Origin of the sequence: Rhizobium sp. TRM96647 (assembly GCF_025780115.1) — a bacterium.
Taxonomy (GTDB): Bacteria; Pseudomonadota; Alphaproteobacteria; order Rhizobiales; family Rhizobiaceae; genus Mycoplana.
Map to the genome: position 1 here is coordinate 15,419 of NZ_JAOXHF010000006.1, position 18,257 is coordinate 33,675.

The 18,257-nt window shown below is 64.3% G+C and carries 16 protein-coding genes and 1 tRNA gene; 6 read left to right on the forward strand and 11 right to left on the reverse strand.

Translation table 11 applies throughout. The features are described from left to right. Window positions 1–37: 37 nt before the first annotated feature. On the reverse strand, window positions 38–223 hold the full coding sequence (locus OCK02_RS12690; protein ID WP_230807169.1) for a NepR family anti-sigma factor: 186 nt from the start codon (window positions 221–223) through the stop codon (window positions 38–40). Window positions 224–373: 150 nt separating this feature from the next. Here OCK02_RS12690 and OCK02_RS12695 point away from each other — a divergent pair, with 150 nt between their 5' ends. Next, entirely contained in the window at window positions 374–1,177 is an 804-nt protein-coding gene (locus tag OCK02_RS12695; protein WP_263813390.1) for a response regulator, read from the forward strand. Between the two features lie 73 nt (window positions 1,178–1,250). Here the strand turns inward: OCK02_RS12695 and OCK02_RS12700 are convergent, their stop codons facing one another. From OCK02_RS12700 to OCK02_RS12725, 6 genes are all read right to left on the reverse strand, one after another. Next, a complete protein-coding gene (locus tag OCK02_RS12700; protein ID WP_230807171.1) occupies window positions 1,251–1,598 on the reverse strand; it encodes a RidA family protein in 348 nt (115 codons plus the stop codon). A gap of 222 nt (window positions 1,599–1,820) precedes the next feature. Next, a complete protein-coding gene (locus tag OCK02_RS12705) occupies window positions 1,821–2,648 on the reverse strand; it encodes a dipeptide ABC transporter ATP-binding protein (RefSeq protein WP_230807172.1) in 828 nt (275 codons plus the stop codon). Beyond that, the gene (locus tag OCK02_RS12710) at window positions 2,645–3,499 is read right to left on the reverse strand and encodes an ABC transporter ATP-binding protein (RefSeq protein ID WP_263813391.1); all 855 of its coding nucleotides are present in this window, start codon (window positions 3,497–3,499) and stop codon (window positions 2,645–2,647) included. Before OCK02_RS12710 ends, OCK02_RS12705 begins: the two co-directional genes overlap by 4 nt. After that, the gene (locus OCK02_RS12715) at window positions 3,499–4,416 is read right to left on the reverse strand and encodes an ABC transporter permease subunit (protein WP_263813392.1); all 918 of its coding nucleotides are present in this window, start codon (window positions 4,414–4,416) and stop codon (window positions 3,499–3,501) included. Before OCK02_RS12715 ends, OCK02_RS12710 begins: the two co-directional genes overlap by 1 nt. Before the next feature lie 12 nt (window positions 4,417–4,428). Further along, a complete protein-coding gene (locus OCK02_RS12720; RefSeq protein ID WP_263813393.1) occupies window positions 4,429–5,433 on the reverse strand; it encodes an ABC transporter permease subunit in 1,005 nt (334 codons plus the stop codon). 96 nt (window positions 5,434–5,529) lie between these two features. Then, a complete protein-coding gene (locus tag OCK02_RS12725; RefSeq protein WP_263813394.1) occupies window positions 5,530–7,125 on the reverse strand; it encodes an ABC transporter substrate-binding protein in 1,596 nt (531 codons plus the stop codon). 443 nt (window positions 7,126–7,568) lie between these two features. On the opposite strand from OCK02_RS12725, the gene OCK02_RS12730 reads away from it, so the two are divergent. Together OCK02_RS12730 and OCK02_RS12735 are read left to right on the forward strand one after the other, a co-directional pair. Continuing rightward, complete coding sequence (locus tag OCK02_RS12730) at window positions 7,569–8,219, forward strand: helix-turn-helix transcriptional regulator (RefSeq protein ID WP_263813615.1); 651 nt, start codon at window positions 7,569–7,571, stop codon at window positions 8,217–8,219. A gap of 196 nt (window positions 8,220–8,415) precedes the next feature. Next, window positions 8,416–8,823 (forward strand): response regulator, encoded by a 408-nt coding sequence (locus OCK02_RS12735; protein ID WP_263813395.1) that lies wholly within the window; start codon window positions 8,416–8,418, stop codon window positions 8,821–8,823. Window positions 8,824–8,908: 85 nt separating this feature from the next. Here the strand turns inward: OCK02_RS12735 and rirA are convergent, their stop codons facing one another. Further along, window positions 8,909–9,373 carry an iron-responsive transcriptional regulator RirA gene (gene rirA / locus OCK02_RS12740; RefSeq protein ID WP_263813396.1) on the reverse strand — a complete coding sequence of 155 codons (465 nt, stop codon included), beginning with the start codon at window positions 9,371–9,373 and terminating at the stop codon, window positions 8,909–8,911. A 172-nt stretch (window positions 9,374–9,545) separates the two neighbouring features. Between rirA and OCK02_RS12745 the strand changes: the two genes are divergently transcribed. After that, a complete protein-coding gene (locus OCK02_RS12745; protein ID WP_412178823.1) occupies window positions 9,546–10,580 on the forward strand; it encodes a Fe(3+) ABC transporter substrate-binding protein in 1,035 nt (344 codons plus the stop codon). 109 nt (window positions 10,581–10,689) lie between these two features. Here OCK02_RS12745 and OCK02_RS12750 read toward each other — a convergent pair whose 3' ends face one another. Beyond that, window positions 10,690–12,186, reverse strand: coding sequence for a CoA-acylating methylmalonate-semialdehyde dehydrogenase (locus tag OCK02_RS12750; RefSeq protein ID WP_230807180.1), 1,497 nt, complete (start codon window positions 12,184–12,186; stop codon window positions 10,690–10,692). 119 nt (window positions 12,187–12,305) lie between these two features. Between OCK02_RS12750 and OCK02_RS12755 the strand changes: the two genes are divergently transcribed. After that, window positions 12,306–13,187: a LysR family transcriptional regulator gene (locus OCK02_RS12755; protein ID WP_263813397.1), complete on the forward strand. Its 882-nt coding sequence runs from the start codon at window positions 12,306–12,308 to the stop codon at window positions 13,185–13,187. Window positions 13,188–13,523: 336 nt separating this feature from the next. Here OCK02_RS12755 and OCK02_RS12760 read toward each other — a convergent pair. Both OCK02_RS12760 and OCK02_RS12765 read right to left on the reverse strand, forming a co-directional pair. Beyond that, window positions 13,524–13,600, reverse strand: a tRNA-His gene (locus tag OCK02_RS12760). Between the two features lie 168 nt (window positions 13,601–13,768). Further along, window positions 13,769–14,218: a phasin gene (locus OCK02_RS12765; protein WP_230807182.1), complete on the reverse strand. Its 450-nt coding sequence runs from the start codon at window positions 14,216–14,218 to the stop codon at window positions 13,769–13,771. A gap of 233 nt (window positions 14,219–14,451) precedes the next feature. Here OCK02_RS12765 and OCK02_RS12770 point away from each other — a divergent pair, with 233 nt between their 5' ends. Continuing rightward, window positions 14,452–18,087 carry a PAS domain S-box protein gene (locus OCK02_RS12770; RefSeq protein ID WP_263813398.1) on the forward strand — a complete coding sequence of 1,212 codons (3,636 nt, stop codon included), beginning with the start codon at window positions 14,452–14,454 and terminating at the stop codon, window positions 18,085–18,087. Window positions 18,088–18,257: the final 170 nt, after the last annotated feature.

Here is an 18,257-nt window from a genome sequence, read left to right on the forward strand (position 1 = left end):
GTTTCTTTGCGTGTGTCGGACAGCGACACGCTATATGCTAGGTCGTCCGGGCCTTGCGCTCGGCCTCGTCCAGCTTCTCGAGAAGATCGAGCAACTGGTCCGGCAATGGCTCCGTCTCTATTGATTCGTAGAAGGACTTCAACTTGCGGCCGACGACGCTGTTTGGATCGAGGGAATCCAACGAACTGCCCGGCTTTCGTCCGCCTGTCGCGGGCTTACGCATCACCGTGTGCTCCTTGATCCTCGCTCAACCATCTTCGTTTGGCCCCAAAGCACCCGTATCGAACCGGGTTTCATTTCGCACCAAATTCGTTTCCGTGAGATGAATTTACAGGAAACGCGCCGGTTTCGAAACAAATTCAGGGAGAAGTAAATGTCGCTATCCACCCGTATCGCACCTCATCTGCCCTTATTGCGGCGATTTTCGCGTGCCGTCACGGGATCCCAGACCTCCGGAGATGCATATGTGGCAGCGATGCTCGAAGCACTCGTCGAGGACATAACGATTTACCCGGAGCGATCGAATGATCGCATCAGCGTTTTTCGCCTCTACTGCACGCTTTTCGACAAGGTCCAGGTGAGTATCCCGCAGAACGCCGTATCTCCCTTCGGCTGGGAGCGGCAGGCCGCGGCCAATCTCGCCCATGTCACGCCTGCAGCCCGCAAGGCCTTCCTGCTGGTCGCCGTCGAAGGCTTCGAGATTTCGGAGTGCGCCGACATTCTCGATGTTTCCGAGGACGCGGTACGGGAAGCGCTGAACCAGGCTTCGCGCGAGATCTCCCAGCAGGTCGCGACCGACGTGATGATCATCGAGGACGAGCCGCTGATCGCGATGGACATCGAGGACATGGTCACCGCGCTCGGCCACCGCGTCACCGGCATCGCCCGCACGCATTCCGAGGCGATCGAGCTCTACAACCGCAAGAAGCCCGGCATGGTGCTGGCCGACATCCAGCTCGCCGACGGCAGCTCGGGCATCGACGCCGTCAACGACATCCTCAAGACCAGCACCATCCCGGTGATCTTCATCACCGCGTTCCCGGAGCGACTGCTGACCGGCGAGCGACCGGAACCGGCCTTCCTCGTCACCAAGCCGTTCAATCCGGAAATGGTCAAGGCGCTGATCAGCCAGGCGCTGTTCTTCGACGAGCACGCACGGCTCGCCAAGAGCGCCTGAGACAGATCCCTACAACGAAAAGAGGGGCGGACCGGTCAAAACCGGTCCGCCCCTCGCATTTATCCGCGCCGGCTCAGCCCTGAACGGCGGTGACGATGATCTCGACGAGATATTCCGGGCCGGCGAGCTTGGATTCGCCGGTTGCGCGCGCGGGGGCGTGACCCGGGGCAACCCAGGCATCCCAGACGGCGTTCATCTTCTGGAATTCGCCCATGTCGGCCATCCAGATCTGGGCCGACAGGATCTTCGTCTTGTCCGAGCCGGCGAGCGCCAGCAGGCGGTCGATCGAGGCCAGCACCTGCTTCGTCTGGGTTGCGACGTCTGCTCCGGGTTCGCCGACCTGGCCGGCCAGATAGACGACGCCGTTGTGGACGACAGCCTGGCTCATGCGCGCGCCGGTTTCAAAGCGAGTAATGGTCATCGGTTCGTTCCTGTCTTTCTTGGTCTAGCCCTGTAGCTGCGCACCTTGAAGATCGCGGCAGCCACCCGCCGACGGGTTTCCAGGCGGCGAGTGGTCTATACGATCGCGCGGTCCGCTTTGCCAGAGCCATTGTGGTCCGCTTGCCGGAGCCATTGTCATGCACCGCTGCCAGCGGCGTTCGGCGCGCCTCAGGCAAAGAGCGCCGGGAGCCTTGACGGCATCTCAGGCGCGCCGTCGCCGCTCGAGGCGGGCACGGATCGCATCCACGTCGACCCGCGGCGTCGCGGCGAACAGCGTCTTGGTGTAGCTGTGCTGCGGATCGTCGAAGACTTGGTCGCGACTGCCGTATTCCACCGCCTCGCCGAAGTACATCACCATCACGTCGTCGGCGATGTGGCGCACGACCGAGAGGTCGTGGCTGATGAAGACGTAGGTCAGGTGGAATTCGTCCTGCAGGTCGGCCAAGAGGTTCAGAACCTGCGCCTGCACGGACAGATCGAGCGCCGAGACCGGCTCGTCCAGCACCAACAAGCGCGGGTTGAGCATGAGGGCGCGGGCGATCGCCACGCGCTGGCGCTGGCCGCCGGAGAACATGTGCGGATAGCGCGCGTAGTGCTTCTCCTCCAGCCCCACCTTCTTCAGCATCGCCATCGCCCGGTCGCGACGCTCGCCGGCCGGGATCTTCGTGTTGATGACCAGCGGCTCGGTGAGGATGTCGCCGATCTTCTTGCGCGGGTTCAGCGAACCGTAGGGGTTCTGGAAGACGATCTGCACCTTGCTGCGCATGTCTGAGGACAGCGGCTCGCTGGCGATGTCGACCTTCGTGCCGTCAATCAGCATCTCGCCTTCGGTGACGGGATCGATCATCGTGACCATGCGGGCGAGCGTGGACTTGCCGCAGCCGCTCTCGCCGACGATTGCGAGCGTCTTGCCCTCCTCGACCTTGAAGCTGACGCCCTTGACCGCATGCACGGTCTTGCCCTTCTTCAGCAGGCTGCCGGGGATGTGGTAGTCGCGCACGAGATTGCGCGCTTCGAGAACGGGGGTCATCGAACGGCTCCCTCGAAAATCTGCTGGTCGGTGAGGTTTTCCGTGATCGTCGGCAGCCGGCCGCCGACGGCGTTTTCCGGCAGGGCCGACAGCAGCGCCCTGGTGTAGACGCTCTTCGGATTCTGGAAGAGCGAGAGCACGTCGGCCTCCTCGATCTTCCGGCCCTTGTACTGCACGACGACACGGTCGGCGGTCTCGGCGACCACACCCATGTCGTGGGTGATCATGATCAGGCCCATGCCGTGCTCGGCCTGCAGCTTCATCAGGAGGTCGAGGATCTGCTTCTGGATCGTCACGTCCAGCGCCGTGGTCGGCTCGTCGGCGATCAGGAGCTTTGGATTGCAGGCGAGCGCGGTGGCGATCATCACCCGCTGGCACTGTCCGCCCGACATCTGGTGGGGGAAGTGGCCGAGGCGCTCCTCGGGGTTCGGGATGCCGACCAGTTGGAACAGCTCGATCGCCCGGTCCCGGCGCGCCTTGCGGTTCAGGTCGGTGTGGACGCGCAGCACCTCCTCGATCTGGTAGCCGACGGTGAAGCAGGGATTGAGGCTGGCGACCGGTTCCTGGAAGATCATGGAGATCTCCCGGCCGATGATCTTGCGCCGGTCGGCATCGCTCATCTTCTGCATGTCGCGGCCGTTGAACAGCAGCTTGTCGGCGGTGACCTTCGCCGTCCAGGGCAGGAGCCCCATGGCAGCGAGCATGGAGACGGACTTGCCCGAGCCGGACTCGCCGACGATGGCGAGAACCTCGCCCTCGTCGACCTTGAGCGAGACGCCGTCCACGGCCCGGAAAGGTCCGGAGGCCGTCTGGAACTCGACGACCAGGTTTTCGATTTCGAGGAGCGACATCACGACCTCTTCAACTTCGGATCAAGGGCATCGCGCAGGCCGTCGCCCATCAGGTTGATGGCGAGCACGGTGATGAGGATGGCAAGGCCAGGGAAGGTGACGACCCACCAGGCGCGCTGGATGAACTCGCGCGCCTCGGCGAGCATCGTGCCCCATTCCGGCGTCGGCGGCTGGGCGCCCATGCCGAGGAAGCCGAGCGCGGCCGCATCGAGGATCGCAGCCGAGAAGGCGAGCGTCGCCTGGACGATCAGCGGCGCCAGGCAGTTCGGCAGGATCGTCAGGAACATCAGCCGCAGCGTGCCGGCGCCGGCGACCTTCGAGCCGACGACATAGTCCTTGGTGCGCTCCGTCATGACGGCGGCGCGCGTTAGGCGGACGAAATGCGGCTGGTTGACGAGCGAGATCGCGATCATGGCGTTGAGCAGGCCCGGGCCGAGCACGGCGACCAGGACGAGCGCCAGCAGCAGCGACGGGAACGCCAGGATGATATCCATGATGCGCATGATGAAGGTGTCGATCCGGCCGCGGAAATAGCCGGCGACGAGGCCGATCAGCACGCCCGAAACCACCGACAGCGTCACGACGACGAGACCGATGAAGAGCGAGAAGCGCGCACCGTAGATCAGGCGCGAAAGGATGTCGCGGCCGACGGCGTCGGTGCCGAGGATATGGCCCCAGCTGCCACCCTGCTGCCAGACCGGCGGCATGAGCAGCATGTCGCGGTTCTGAATGCTGGGGCTGTGTGGGGCGACGAACGGCGCGAAGACCGCGACGAAGAGGATGATCAGGAAGATCACCAGCCCGATCACGGCGCCCTTGTTGCGGGAGAAGTAGAACCAGAACTCGGACAGGCCGGACGGCGGCGTTGTGCCCCCGGCGACCTTCGGATCGGCGGCCTTGGTATCGATTGCAGTCATTTGAGCCACCTCCTAGTGCCGGATCCGCGGGTTGATGAACCCGTAGAGCAGATCGACGATGAGATTGACCAGCATGATGACGCCGGCGATCAGCATCAGCCCACCCTGGACGACCGCGTAGTCGCGCTTGAACACCGAATCCACCATCCACTTGCCGATGCCCGGCCAGGAGAAGATCGTCTCGGTCAGGATCGCACCGGCGAGCAACACGCCGACCTGCAGGCCGATCGTGGTGATGACCGGGATCATGGCATTGCGCAGCGCATGCACGCCGACGACGCGCAGCGGCGCCAGCCCCTTCGACCGGGCGGTGCGGACATAGTCTTCGCCCAACACCTCGAGCATGGCCGACCGCGTCTGCCGCGCGATGACGGCGAGCGGGATCGTCGCCAGCACGACCGTCGGCAGGATCAGGTAGGTGACCGCCGACTTGAAGGCGCCGGCCTGTCCCGACAGGAGGCTGTCGATCAGCATGAAGCCGGTGACCTGCGGGAAGAAGTACATCAGCGAGATGCGCCCCGAGACCGGGGTCCAGCCGAGATAGCCCGAGAAGAAGATGATCAACAGCAGGCCCCACCAGAAGATCGGCATGGAATAGCCGACGAGGGCCGCACCCATGACCGTCTGGTCGAGCCAGGAGCCCCGCTTCACCGCCGCCAAGACGCCCGCCGGAATGCCGAGGCACACGGCGACGAGGATGGCGCAGAGCGAGAGTTCCAGCGTCGCCGGGAACAGCTGCAGGAAGTCGTCCAGCACCGGCCGCTTGGTGACGATCGAACTGCCGAAATCGCCGGTGACGAGCCCGCCGAGATAATCCAGGTACTGGACGTACATCGGGCGGTCGAGACCGAGCTGGTTCATCAGTTCGGCGTGGCGTTCGGGCGACATCACCCGCTCGCCGGACATCAGCATGACCGGGTCGCCGGGAAGAAGGCGGATGAACGAGAAGGCGATGATCGATACCCCGATGAACGTGGGTATCAGGACGGCGAGCCGTCCGAGAATGAAGCGTAGCATGGGAGCCATATCCCTGTTGGAAAAACCGGCGGCCCGAGTGCTATCGGGCCGCCGGTCATGCACACTCTTGATTGGCGTGCTTGTCTTGTTGGTATTTTACTCGGCGATGTCCACACCGTCAAAGCGGTGGATGCCGAGCGGATCCATGACGAAGCCCGAGACCTTCTTGCTCATCGGGATGGAGACGAGCGAGTGGTCGAGGGTGTTCCAGGGGGCTTCCTTCTTGAAGATCACCTGGGCTTCTTCGTAGTACTTCGTGCGCTCTGCGACGTCGGCGGTGGTCTTCGCCTTCGTCATCAGGTCGTCGAATTCCTTGTTGCACCACTGGGCGCGGTTGTTGCCACCGACGGCGTCGCAGCCGAGCAGCGTGTCGAGGAAGTTGTCCGGGTCGCCGTTGTCGCCGGTCCAGCCGAGGATGACGGCACCGTCGCGGTTCTTGTCAGAGGACAGCTTGAGGTATTCGGCCCACTCGTAGGAGACGATCTCGACCTCGACGCCGACCTTGGCCAGGTCCGCCTGGATGAGTTCGGCGGCGCGGCGGGCGTTCAGCATGTAGGGACGAGCGACCGGCATCGCCCACACCTTCATCTTGAGGCCGGAGACGCCGGCTTCGTCGAGCATCTTCTTGGCCGCTTCCGGATCGTACTTGTCGTCCTCGACGGCGTCGTTATAGGACCACATCGTCGGCGGGATCGGGTTCTTGGCGACCGTTGCCGCACCCTGGAACACGGCGTCGACGATGGCCTGCTTGTTGACGGCCATGTTCAGCGCCTTGCGCACTTCGACCTTGTCGAAGGGGGCAACCAGCGTGTTGTAGGCGAGGTAGGAGACGTTCAGGCCTTCCTGCTCGACGACCGTCAGGTTCGGATCTTCCTTCAGGCCGGCCACGTCAGCAGCGTTCGGATAGGGCATGATGTGGCATTCGCCGGCCTTCAGCTTCTGGGCGCGAACGGCGGCATCGGTGGTGATGGCGAAGACGAGGTCGTCGATCTTCTGCGCGCCACCCCAGTAGTCCGGGTTTGCCTTGTAGCGGATGGCGGCGTCGGCCTGGTAGGCGACGAAGGTGTAGGGACCGGTGCCCAGCGGCTGCTGGTTCATCAGTTCCATCTTGCCGTCGGCCTCCAGCTTGTCGGCATATTCCTTGGAGAGGACGGAGGCGAAGTCCATGCCGAGGTTGGCGATGAACGGCGCTTCCGGACGGGTCAGGGTGAACTTGACCGTCAGGTCGTCAACCTTCTCGATCGACTTGATCAGTTCCGGGAAGCCCATGCCGGCGAAGTACTCCCAGGACGCGCCTGCGACGTACTTGTTCCACTTGTTGTCTTCCTTGTACTGGCGCTCGAAGGAGAAGATCACGTCGTCGGCGTTGAACTCGCGCGTCGGCGTGAAATATTCGGTGGTCTGGAACTTGACGCCCGGACGCAGCTTGAAGGTGTACTCCGTGCCATCATCGGAAACGGTCCAGCTTTCGGCGAGGCCCGGCTCGATTTCCGTGCTGCCGTGCTTGAATTCGACGAGGCGGTTGTAGACCGTGCGCGAGGACGCATCGAAGGTCGTGCCGGCGGTGTACATGCCGGGGTCGAAGCCTTCCGGCGAGCCCTCCGAGCAATAGACCAGCGTTTTGGACCAGGCTGCCGTGCCCATCACGGAGGCGAGCGCGGTCGCAGCAAGGAGAGTTGTCAGCTTTTTCATAGCGTGCTTCCCAGATTTTGCTTCTTATTTCACGTGTTTTCGGTCGCGGAAGCCGCGGGGCCCCGGCCTTGCGCGGATGGAACGATATTTGTCGCAGGAATGCAATAAGCCCGCTAATAAATTTACCCAGATGTAAAACAGTAGAGAAAAACCCTCTCATACAGGTTTTTCGGCGCCAAATTTAGCGGAATTGGCCCGCGGGGCGCTGCGACACGCGATCCAGAGCAGCGCCGTTCGGCACCCTGCAAGCCCCTTGCCCGCCCGTTATCCCGAAAATCGGCGAAAATGCGTTGGCAGACGGTAAATACGGCGTGAAATGTCTTGCCCCGACCGTCAGCGACGCTAGACTCGCCCGCAGAAATCCGGGGAACCGCGTGGCCGCACTCTCGCAGCATCATCGACGGTATGACTTCGCAGGCGATTTGGACAAGGCTCTCAATCGCGTGGACTTCTTCCGATTGTTCCATGGCATCGCCTTACGTTACGGCTTTGAGCACTTCTGCGTACTCCAGGTTGCAGCAGAGATGGAGGCCAGCAATTTCTCCGGAAAGCTCGCCCTGCACGATCTGCCCGCCGGCCTCGCCGAGGCCTATGACAAGCGGCACCGCTTCAGCGAATCAGACATCTACAGGAGCCTGCGGCGTTCAGTCATCCCGACGGTCTGGCGCGCCCGGGACCTTCACACCACGGGCGACGATGCGGAGCACCATCTTCTCGCCCAGCTCGGCTTCGACCTCGCGATCGTCGTGCCGCTGCAGGCGACATCCGGGGCGCGCTACGCGGTCGTCTTTCTCGGCGGCGACGGCGACATCGCGCGCCAGCAGCATGTCGAGCTCTGCTACGAGACGAACTGCGTGTTCGACTATTTCCACCGCGTCGTCCTGTCGGTGAGGAGGGGCATGGGACTGACACCGCGCGAGACCGAAATCCTACGCTGGATCTCCTATGGAAAGACCGCCAGCGAGATCGCCCTGATCGTCTCCGTCTCGGAGCACACCGTCAACTCGCACACGGCAACGATCCTGAAGAAGCTCGATGTCGTCAACCGTACCCAGATGGTCGCAAAGGCGATCCGTGAGCAGATCATACTCTGATAGCCTAATATCCGTTGGGTAACGCTGCGCCGGAGCGGCAAATACAAGGCCGGGGGTTGTGACGTTTCCTTCGTTGAACCAAAGTAGCATGGAGCGGGAAGAAGAAAACGCAGACAGTTCGATCAACCGTTACTTCGTGCCGCCGCCTGTCCGGCCCTGGCGGCAGCATCCGGCACCCGATCAACCCGAGTTCAACATGACTGCGCCAGTAAACATTCTGCTCGTTGACGACGATCCCGCGGAGAACGTGATCATGCGGGCGCTGATGCGCAAGGTCGCCAACGTGGCGATCCAGCTGCACTACGTCGAAACGGTGGAGGCCGCGCTCGCCTTCATCCGCAGCGCCGATCTGCAGCTCGACTTGATCTTGATGGACAACCGCCTCCAGCCGCAGGCCGATTTCCGCGAAACTGTGCCGGAGCTTCGGCAGAACGGCTACATCGGGCCGATCGGCGTGATCTCGTCGTCCATCACCGACGCCTATTTCCAGAGCATCGACGACTACGGCGTCGATTTCCGGATCGACAAGGCGGAACTGGACCCGACCGCCATCGGCTTCATCATCCAGGAATTCGTCCGCAAGGATACGCGCGCGGCGCAGTAGCCGGCCCCTCGGCCCAACGAAAAAGGCCCGCCCCGGAGCATCCGGAGCGGGCCCTTCATTCATCCGTTCGTTGCGGAACGCGTGCTCAGGCGGCCGGCTGGCGCTGGGTTGCCGTTTCCTCGAGGCCCAATAGGAAGCCGATCTGGGGGCGGGCCTTGACGAGATCGTCGATCGTGTACTGCTGCAGGACGTCGAAGAAGGCATTCAGCGCCTTGCGCAGCGCCGCATTCAGCCCGCAACTGTCGACCAGCGGGCACTCGACCTCGCCGGCCTCGAAACATTCGGCCATGGCAAAGGAATCCTCGGTCACCCGGACGACGTCGAAAAGGGTGATCTCGCTGGCCGCCTTCGGCAGGCGGACACCACCGTTGCGGCCGCGCACCGTCTCGATCAGCCCGGCGCGGGTCAGCGGCTGCAGGATCTTGAACAGGAACAGCTCCGATACGCCATAGGCCCTGGCGATTTCGGGGATCCGGCTCAGCTTGCCTTCGTTCGCCGCACAGTACATCAACATCCGCACAGCGTAGTTCGTCTGCTTCGTCAGGCGCATTACCGGCTCCAAATCCGTTCGGTTGAATCTACATATAGGATGGATCGTAGTTTGGAACAATTCAAAAAAGCGGAAAATCAAATTCATGTTAGCGGGGAGGCATGCATGTTGACTTGACAAGGTACCGGATTAAAGGTGACTGCTCCAGTCCAGAAAAAACAGGAGGATACCCGTGACCAACTTGAGACGATACGCGCTGGCTCTTGCGCTCACCACAGGCACGGCCCTGCCTGCGTTGGCCGACGGCGAAGTCAATATCTACTCCTACCGGCAGCCGGACCTGATCAAGCCGCTGCTCGACCGCTTCACGGAAGAGACCGGCGTTGCGACGAACGTGCTCTTCCTCGACAAGGGCCTGGTCGAGCGGATTCAGGCCGAAGGCGAAAACTCGCCGGCCGACGTCATCCTGACCGTCGACATCAGCCGCCTGACCGAGGCCAAGGACGCCGGCGTGACCCAGCCGATCAAGAGCGCCGTGGTCGACAGCGACATTCCGGCCCAGTACCGCGATCCGGACGGCGCCTGGGTGGGCCTGACGACGCGCGGCCGCGTGGTCTACGCCTCGAAGGACCGGGTGACGCAGGAAGCCATCACCTATGAGGAACTGGCCGATCCGAAGTGGAAGGGCAAGATCTGCACCCGCGACGGACAGCATTCCTACAACATCGGCCTGATCGCCTCGATGATCGCCGCGCACGGCGAAGCCGAGGCCGAGACGTGGCTGACCGGGCTGAAGAACAACCTTGCCCGCAAGCCGGATGGCGGCGACCGCGACCAGGCCAAGGCGATCTTCGCCGGCGAATGCGATATCGCGCTCGGCAATTCCTACTATGTCGGTCTGATGATGACCAACGAGAAGGAGCCGGAACAGAAGGACTGGGCCAACGCGATCAAGGTCATGTTCCCCAACGTCAACGACCGCGGCACGCATGTGAACGTCTCCGGCGTGGCAATGGCCAAGAATGCGCCGAACAAGGAGAACGCACAGAAGCTGATCGACTTCCTGGCTTCCGGCGAGGCACAGGAGATCTATGCCGAGCAGGTCTACGAATATCCTGTCATGCCGGGCAAGGAGCCGTCCGACATCGTCAAGTCGTTCGGCACCATCAAGGCTGATACGCTGCCGCTCGCCGAGATCGCCGCCAATCGCAAGAAGGCCTCCGAACTGGTCGACAAGGTCGGCTACAACGAAGGGCCGGAAATGTAAGCCTGGCGACACAGTCCAGAAACAGGAACGGCGGCCCTTGGGCCGCCGTTTTCATTTCCACCCTGCAGCACGGAGCCGGGCGCAAGCGCGCCCGCCCCGCTTCACCGCCTCACTTCATCGTCGGCATGACGAATTCGGCACCGTCCTTGATGCCCGAGGGCCAGCGGCTCGTGACCGTCTTGGTACGGGTCCAGAACTTGATCGAATCCGTGCCGTGCTGGTTCAGGTCGCCGAAGGAGGAGGACTTCCAGCCGCCGAAGGAATGATAGGCGAGCGGCACAGGGATCGGTACGTTGACGCCGACCATGCCGATGTTGATCCGGCTGGCGAAGTCGCGGGCCGCGTCGCCGTCGCGGGTGTAGATGGCGACGCCGTTGCCGTACTCGTGCTTCATCGGCAGCGACAGGGCTTCCTCGTAGTTCTTCGCACGGACGACCGACAGGACCGGCCCGAAGATCTCGGTCTTGTAGATGTCCATCTCCGGGGTGACGTGGTCGAACAGGCAACCGCCGACGAAATAGCCGTCCTCGTAGCCCTGCAGCTTGAAGTCGCGGCCGTCGACGACGAGCTTGGCCCCCTCCTCGACGCCGCGGTCGATCAGGCCACGGATACGCGCCTGCGCCTCCTTGGTGACGACCGGGCCCAGGTCGGCCTTCTCGTCGGTGTAGGGGCCGATGCGCAGGCTCTCGACCATCGGCACGAGCTTGTCGATCAGGCGGTTGGCGGTTTCCTCGCCGACCGGGACTGCGACCGAGATCGCCATGCAGCGCTCGCCGGCCGAACCGTAGCCCGCGCCCATCAGGGCGTTTGCGGCCTGGTCGAGGTCGGCATCCGGCATGATGATCATGTGGTTCTTGGCGCCGCCGAAGCACTGGGCGCGCTTGCCGTTCATCGCCGCCGTTCCGTAGACGTAGCGGGCGATCGGCGTCGAGCCGACGAAGGACACGGCCGCGATGTCGGGATGGGTGAGGATCGCGTCGACGGCAGCCTTGTCGCCGTTGACGACGTTGAGAATGCCCGCCGGCAGGCCGGCCTCGATCATCAGTTCGGCAAGCCGCAGCGGCACCGACGGATCACGCTCGGACGGCTTCAGGATGAAGGCGTTGCCGCAGGCGATCGCAGGCGCGAACATCCACATCGGGATCATGGCCGGGAAGTTGAACGGGGTGATGCCGGCGCCGACGCCGACGGCCTGGCGGATCGAGTACATGTCGATGTTCGGGCCGGCGCCTTCGGTGAACTCGCTCTTGGCGAGGTGCGGAATGCCGATGACGAACTCGCAGACCTCGAGGCCGCGGACGATGTCGCCCTTGGAATCTTCGACCGTCTTGCCATGCTCCTTCGACAGCAGTTCGGCCAGTTCGTTCATGTTGTCGTTCAGGAGCTGGACGAATTTCATGAAGACGCGGGCACGGCGCTGCGGGTTGGTCGCAGCCCAGGCGGGCTGGGCGGCCTTGGCCACCTCGACGGCGGCGGCGAGCTCGGCGTCGCTCGCAAGCGCGACCTTGGCCTGGACCTCTCCGGTCGCCGGGTTGAAGACGTCGGCCGTACGGCCGCTCCTGCCGGCAACGTGCTTGCCGCCGATGAAATGTCCGATCTCGCGCATGGGATATCCTCCACTGTTTATGGGGTGATGATCGCACTACAAATTGCTCAATTCAATCGCCTGCTGTAAGCAACCGTTGTGCAAGAATTATAGCCCGCGAGACCGGAGAAGGCGAAGCGATGAACTGGGACGACGTGCGCATGTTCCTGGCGGTGGCCCGCACCGGGCAATTGCTCGCCGCTTCCCGTCGTCTCGGCGTCAACCATGCCACCCTTAGCCGCCGCGTCACCGCCCTGGAGAAGGAGATGAAGACGCGGCTCCTGGTCCGGCGAACGAACGGCTGCGACCTGACGGCGGAAGGAGAGGTGTTCCTACATGCGGCCGAGCGCATGGAGACCGAGATGCTGTCGGCGCAGGAGAAGATCGGCCGGATCGACGCCGCCGTTGCCGGCACCGTGCGCATCGGCGCCCCGGACGGCTTCGGCGTCTCGTTTTTGGCACCCCGGCTCGGCCGGCTGACGGCACGCCATCCCGAACTGAAGATCCAGCTCGTGCCCGTGCCCCGCTCCTTCTCGCTGTCGCAGCGCGAGGCGGACATCGCGATCACGCTCGAGCGCCCGGAACAGGGCCGCCTCGTCTCCTCCAAGCTGACGGACTATACGCTCGGCCTCTATGCGAGCCGCGGCTATCTCACCGAGCGTGGCGCGCCGAAGGATATCGAGGCGCTCAAGGACCATCGCCGGATCGGCTATGTGGAGGACCTGCTGTTCACCGCCTCGCTGGACTTTACCGGCGAAGTGATGCGCAACTGGAACGCCGCCTTCGAGATCTCGAGCGCGACCGGCCAGACGGAGGCGGTGCGATCGGGCGCCGGCATCGGCATCCTGCACAACTATATCGCCCGGCAGGATGACGATCTGGTCCGCATCCTGCCCGAAACGACGATCCGCCGCGCCTACTGGACGACCTTCCACGAAAGCGCCCGGGACCTCGCGCGGGTGCGCACCGTCACGGCGTTCGTGCAGGAATTGGTCGAGAGCGAGCAGTCGATCTTCGTCTAGCTGGTAACGGGGAAGCGTTTTGCGATCCTGCGGGGAGCGGCCTGCCGGGATCAGGATCGCCCGTTCATGTCGAAGACCACCCAGCGGAAGAACAGGTAGACTGCGACGGATACGATGACGAGCGGGGTCAGCACGGAGAGATCAAGCATATCATTGCCTTGTTGTCGTTGACGCTGCCTCATGCAGCCCGTCTAATATGCCGCCGGCCCCTTAACGCCCGGTGGACCGGCATGGTAAACCGACCGGAAAGGCAGTCCCCCGCTGCAGCAGCACGGGAACATGCGATCCTCGCGCGGAGTCACGCACGGGACGAAGAAACGGATTTCAGAAGAAAAATGGTACGGTTGGTGGGAATCGAACCTACGACCTCAGGTGCCACAAACCTGCGCTCTAACCAACTGAGCTACAACCGCACACGAGCGCTGACCGCGCTTGGGGGCTCACATACGAGGACGATGCCGATATTGCAAGCCCCTTGTTGACCCTTTGCATACTAAAAAGGGCCGGACGATGCGTCCAGCCCTTTCCGGTATTTCCCCTGCCCTGCCGGCGGTGTGTCCGGCCGGGCCAGGTCCGCGCCATCAGGCGGCCTTGAAGGTCTTCAGCGCCTTTTCGGCGGCAGACTTGCCGGGTTCGGCAACCTTCTCGGCGACCTTGCGGGTGGCTTCCTGCATGGTCTTGGCCTGCTCGACCACGACTTCGGCCTGCTTGCGCAGGAAGGCGGTCTGCAGTTCGAACAGTTCGGACACGGACTTCACGCCGAGCAGCGCTTCCATGTGCGACAGCGAGTTTTCGGCATTGGTGCGAAGCGCGTCGATCGCCGTCAGGCCGAGCTCGACCGTACCGGCCTGGGCACTTTCGAAGGTGGACTCGACCACCTTGGTCGCGTCCTCGGTGGCGGTCTTCAGCTTGGCATAGGCTTCCTTCGTCTGGGCTGCGCCCTTTTCGGCGAAGTCGCGGAAGCTCTCGGAGACCTTTGCCGGGTCGAATGCGGCAAGGGAAAATACGTCGTCAGTCTTCTTGGTTGCCATTTCGATCGTCCTTGGTTCGGCCCTCGTCGTGAGCGCCGTTCGATACTGATGAACTGCTTATATACGATCTTATTGTGCGTTGCAACATAATTGTGCGTCGCACAATGTTAACCCTGCCGCCGGAAAGACGGGGAGCGCTCCGGGCGCAAAGCTGGACCCTGCGCGGGTGCGCCGCTATTAATAAAGCGTTAAGCGTGCGGCGGTGGCCGCCGTCAACCCATGTCAGGCTGCCGATGTCCGCTCATCAGTACCCCTTTATCGATGTCGCCGTCCACGAGCGCGTGCGCCTGCCGTTTGCCCGCGGCGAGGCCGTGGTGCTGTTTTCGATCGACATGCGGCAGGTGCTGTGGAGCAACGGCCGCGGGGCGGCGCTGTTCGGCCACGGCTCGATCTACGATTTCCTCGATGCACCGGTGCCGGCAGGCGACGTGGTTTTCCGCCAGCTCCAGACCGCGGCGCGGCAGCTCGGGCAGAGCGGACTTGGCCGCAACCTGCTGCTGCGCATTGGCACCGGCTATCGCGGCCTGCCGGTGAGCGCCCATGTGGAGCGCATCTCTCTGGCGCCGGGGCAGGATGCCGTCCTGTTCAGCACGCCGGCTGCCGGCAAAAGCGAGCCGATGTCCTTGCGCGCGGCTTCGCTGCTCACCGGCTTCGACGATCCCGACACGCACATGGCCGTGCTCGACGGCGAGGGCGGCATCCTTGCGGCATCGCCCGGCTTTGCCGCCCTCGGCATCAGCGATGACGCGCGGCTGCGGATGGTTGCGGCAGCGCGGCGGGAGAGCGACGGGCTGGTGAAACGCCCGATCCCGACCGGCAAGGGCCTGCTGCCGGCAGCACTCGGCCGGATTTCGGCCGATCCCGCCCTCAACCTGCTCTTTGCCGTCGAGACCATCCTCGGCCACATGGATCCCGAACACGACGCACCTGCCGCAGCCGGGGTCGAGCCGCCCGTGCTTGCGGACGAGACGATCTCCCCCGATGCCGCCGCCACAGTTTCGACGAGCGCGCAGGACGAGCTGGGCGCGCCCGGCAACGCAGCCGGCGGCGAGGCGGAAGAGCATGCCGCAGCGGAACGAGCGGACGACGACGTGACAGCTTCGGCCGCGCCGGAAGACGAAGGGGCTGGCGATCTTTCCGCCGCCCTGCCGGTCGAGGCGGCCGCCCCGGCGGAGGACGACATCGCCCCGGCGGATGCGAACGTGTCGGCCAAAGCTGCGGCGCCTGTTGCGGCGGCCGATCCGGCCATTTCCTTCGAGCGGGCGTCGCGCCCGGTCCGCTTCGTCTGGAAGATCGATGCGGAGGGGCACTTCAGCGAGCTTTCCAGCGAATTCTCCGAGGTGGTCGGACCGCATGCTGCCGACGTCATCGGCCTGCCGTTCGCCGAGGTCGCGCAGCGCTTCGACTTCGACAGGGACGGCACGATCGCCGAGCTCCTGCGCCGGCGCGACACCTGGTCCGGCAAGACGATTCATTGGCCCGTCGAGGGCACGCGCCTGCGCGTTCCGGTCGATCTCGCCGCCCTGCCCACCTATTCGCGGAGCCGCGAATTCGACGGATTTCGCGGCTTCGGCATCGTCCGGACCGCCGACGCTGTCGACGACGAGAACGCGCTCGGGCTTGCGATCGCAGGCACGGTGGATGCGGAAGCGGGGATCGCCGCGGGGCACCACGACGCCGAGGTTCCGCTTTCGAAGCGCGACGACACCTCAGGTGACGTGACGACCCCTGCCCCCTCCGTCCTCGACGAACTCCTGGCGGAGGAAGCCGAGGAAGAACGGCCGGCCGACGACGATGCGACGGCAGCCGCCGAGATCGACAACGAGGCTGAGGCCGACGATCTTCCGGAGGACGATGCACCGGACAGCGCCGCGGGGGACGATCCCCTGCGCGACGAAACCGGAACCGGCGCCGACATTCATCCGGACGACGACTTCCGCGGCGAGCGGCCGGCATTGCGCCTGGTCGACACCCCCGCGCGGCGCCAATCCGAGAAGGTCGTGCAACTGGACAACCGCCGCGGCCGCACCGGCGCGCTGACGACCGGCGAGCAGGCCGCCTTCCGCGAGATCGCGCGCCAGCTCGGCGAAACGTTCGGCAAGCGTCGGTCCGGCGAGATTCCTGCCGCCCCGGTCGAAGGGGACACTGGCGACGCCGCGCCTTCGCCCGAGGCGCGGAACGACGTCGACGACCGGCAGACCGCGGCATCGGCCCCGGTCGACGCGCTGTCGGAAGACCGGGACGAGATTCCAGGCCTCGAGGTCGGCGAGCATGCGGACGACGTTCCCGCCAAGAGCGCTTCGATCACCGGACCGCGGACGGCCATGGACTACGGGCTCACCGCGTCGGTCGTCGATGCCCTGCCCGTCGCGCTCCTGATCCACGCCGGCGATATTCTGATCCATGCCAACCCGGAATTCCTGCAGCTGACCGGCTTTGCCTCGCTGGACGCGCTGGAAGGTGCCGGCGGTCTCGCCGTCCTGTTCGACCGGCCCGCGGCGGAAGACGAGGCCCCCGAGGGGACGATGCTGCTGCGGCATGCGGAGAAGACCGACCCGCTCGCCGTCAATGCGCGGCTCCAGTCGATCCGCTGGGAGAGCGGCACCGCGCTGATGCTGGCGCTTTCGCCGGTCGGCCCGCCGGTGCCCGCGCCCGCCCCCTCGCCGGTCGACGCAGCCGCCGTCCAGACCGGCCCGGAAGCAAGGGCCGGCGATACGGCGCCGGAGGACGAGGACGAGACGCTCGAGGCGCTGCGCGACGAGGCGAACGAGTTGCGCTCGATCCTGGAGACCGCCACGGATGGCGTCGTGGTCGTCGACCAGGAAGGCGAGATCCGCTCGATCAACCGCTCGGCGAGTGCACTTTTCAACTATGACGAGGACGAGATCCGCGGAAAGCCCTTTGCCGTCCTCTTCGCCCACGAGAGCCAGAAGGCTGTCATCGACTATCTCGCCGGCCTTGCGGGCCACGGGGTGGCGAGCGTCCTGAACGACGGCCGCGAGGTGATCGGCCGGGAGGCGTCGGGCGGGTTCATTCCGCTGTTCATGACGATGGGACGCCTTTCGTCCTCCAGCGGCTACTGCGCGGTCATCCGCGACATCACGCAGTGGAAGCGCACGGAGGAAGAGTTGCGCAACGCCAAGCGCGCGGCGGAGACGGCGAACGCCCACAAGAGCGAGTTCCTCGCCCGCGTCAGCCACGAGATCCGTACGCCGCTCAACGCGATCATCGGATTCTCTGACATGATGGCCGGCGAGCGCTTCGGGCCGATCGGCCATCCGCGCTATGTCGAATATGCCAATGACATCGGCCGCTCGGGGCGGCACGTGCTCGATATCGTCAACGACCTCCTCGACATTTCCAAGATCGAGGCCGGCGAGATGGAGCTCGACTTCACCGCCGTCGGGCTGAACGAGACCGTGTCGGAAGCCGTGTCGCTTGTCCAGCCGCAGGCGAACGGCCAGCGGGTCATCATCCGCACGTCGCTGTCGACCTCCGTGCCGCCGGTGGTGGCGGACCTGCGCTCGGTCAAGCAGATCGCGCTCAACATCCTCGCCAACGCGATCCGCTTCACGCCGTCCGGCGGCCAGATCGTCGTGTCGACCTCCTACGAGAACAACGGCAGTGTCGTGCTGCGCATCCGCGACACCGGCGTCGGCATGACGCGTAGTGAACTGGAGCAGGCGATGAAGCCATTCCGGCAGGTGACGACGGGCGCGCGCAAGCGCGGCGACGGCACCGGACTCGGGCTGCCGCTGACCAAGGCGATGGTCGATGCCAACCGGGCGCACTTCGCCATCAGTTCCAGCCCCAACGAGGGCACGCTGGTGGAAGTCACCTTTCCCTCCCCGCGCGTCTTGGCAGTGTGAGGCGATTGCGCTAGTGCAAAACGGCGCGGGCCGATCGCATCGCATGGATATGGTGACAGCCTCCTGCTGCCAGATCGCTGCAGCATCTTAAGACGACGGCTCTTTCGCGGGACCGGGCGGACGAGAGGACGACGGCATTGCAGGCACTTTCCAGCCAGGCCCAGACGAAG

Bases quoted from the DNA above. Each gene is read 5' to 3' on its own strand.
- OCK02_RS12690 (WP_230807169.1), bottom strand. From the start codon at position 223: ATGCGTAAGCCCGCGACAGGCGGACGAAAGCCGGGCAGTTCGTTGGAT.
- OCK02_RS12695 (WP_263813390.1), top strand. From the start codon at position 374: ATGTCGCTATCCACCCGTATCGCACCTCATCTGCCCTTATTGCGGCGA.
- OCK02_RS12700 (WP_230807171.1), bottom strand. From the start codon at position 1,598: ATGACCATTACTCGCTTTGAAACCGGCGCGCGCATGAGCCAGGCTGTC.
- OCK02_RS12705 (WP_230807172.1), bottom strand. From the start codon at position 2,648: ATGACCCCCGTTCTCGAAGCGCGCAATCTCGTGCGCGACTACCACATC.
- OCK02_RS12710 (WP_263813391.1), bottom strand. From the start codon at position 3,499: ATGTCGCTCCTCGAAATCGAAAACCTGGTCGTCGAGTTCCAGACGGCC.
- OCK02_RS12715 (WP_263813392.1), bottom strand. From the start codon at position 4,416: ATGACTGCAATCGATACCAAGGCCGCCGATCCGAAGGTCGCCGGGGGC.
- OCK02_RS12720 (WP_263813393.1), bottom strand. From the start codon at position 5,433: ATGCTACGCTTCATTCTCGGACGGCTCGCCGTCCTGATACCCACGTTC.
- OCK02_RS12725 (WP_263813394.1), bottom strand. From the start codon at position 7,125: ATGAAAAAGCTGACAACTCTCCTTGCTGCGACCGCGCTCGCCTCCGTG.
- OCK02_RS12735 (WP_263813395.1), top strand. From the start codon at position 8,416: ATGACTGCGCCAGTAAACATTCTGCTCGTTGACGACGATCCCGCGGAG.
- rirA (WP_263813396.1), bottom strand. From the start codon at position 9,373: ATGCGCCTGACGAAGCAGACGAACTACGCTGTGCGGATGTTGATGTAC.
- OCK02_RS12750 (WP_230807180.1), bottom strand. From the start codon at position 12,186: ATGCGCGAGATCGGACATTTCATCGGCGGCAAGCACGTTGCCGGCAGG.
- OCK02_RS12755 (WP_263813397.1), top strand. From the start codon at position 12,306: ATGAACTGGGACGACGTGCGCATGTTCCTGGCGGTGGCCCGCACCGGG.
- OCK02_RS12765 (WP_230807182.1), bottom strand. From the start codon at position 14,218: ATGGCAACCAAGAAGACTGACGACGTATTTTCCCTTGCCGCATTCGAC.
- OCK02_RS12770 (WP_263813398.1), top strand. From the start codon at position 14,452: ATGTCCGCTCATCAGTACCCCTTTATCGATGTCGCCGTCCACGAGCGC.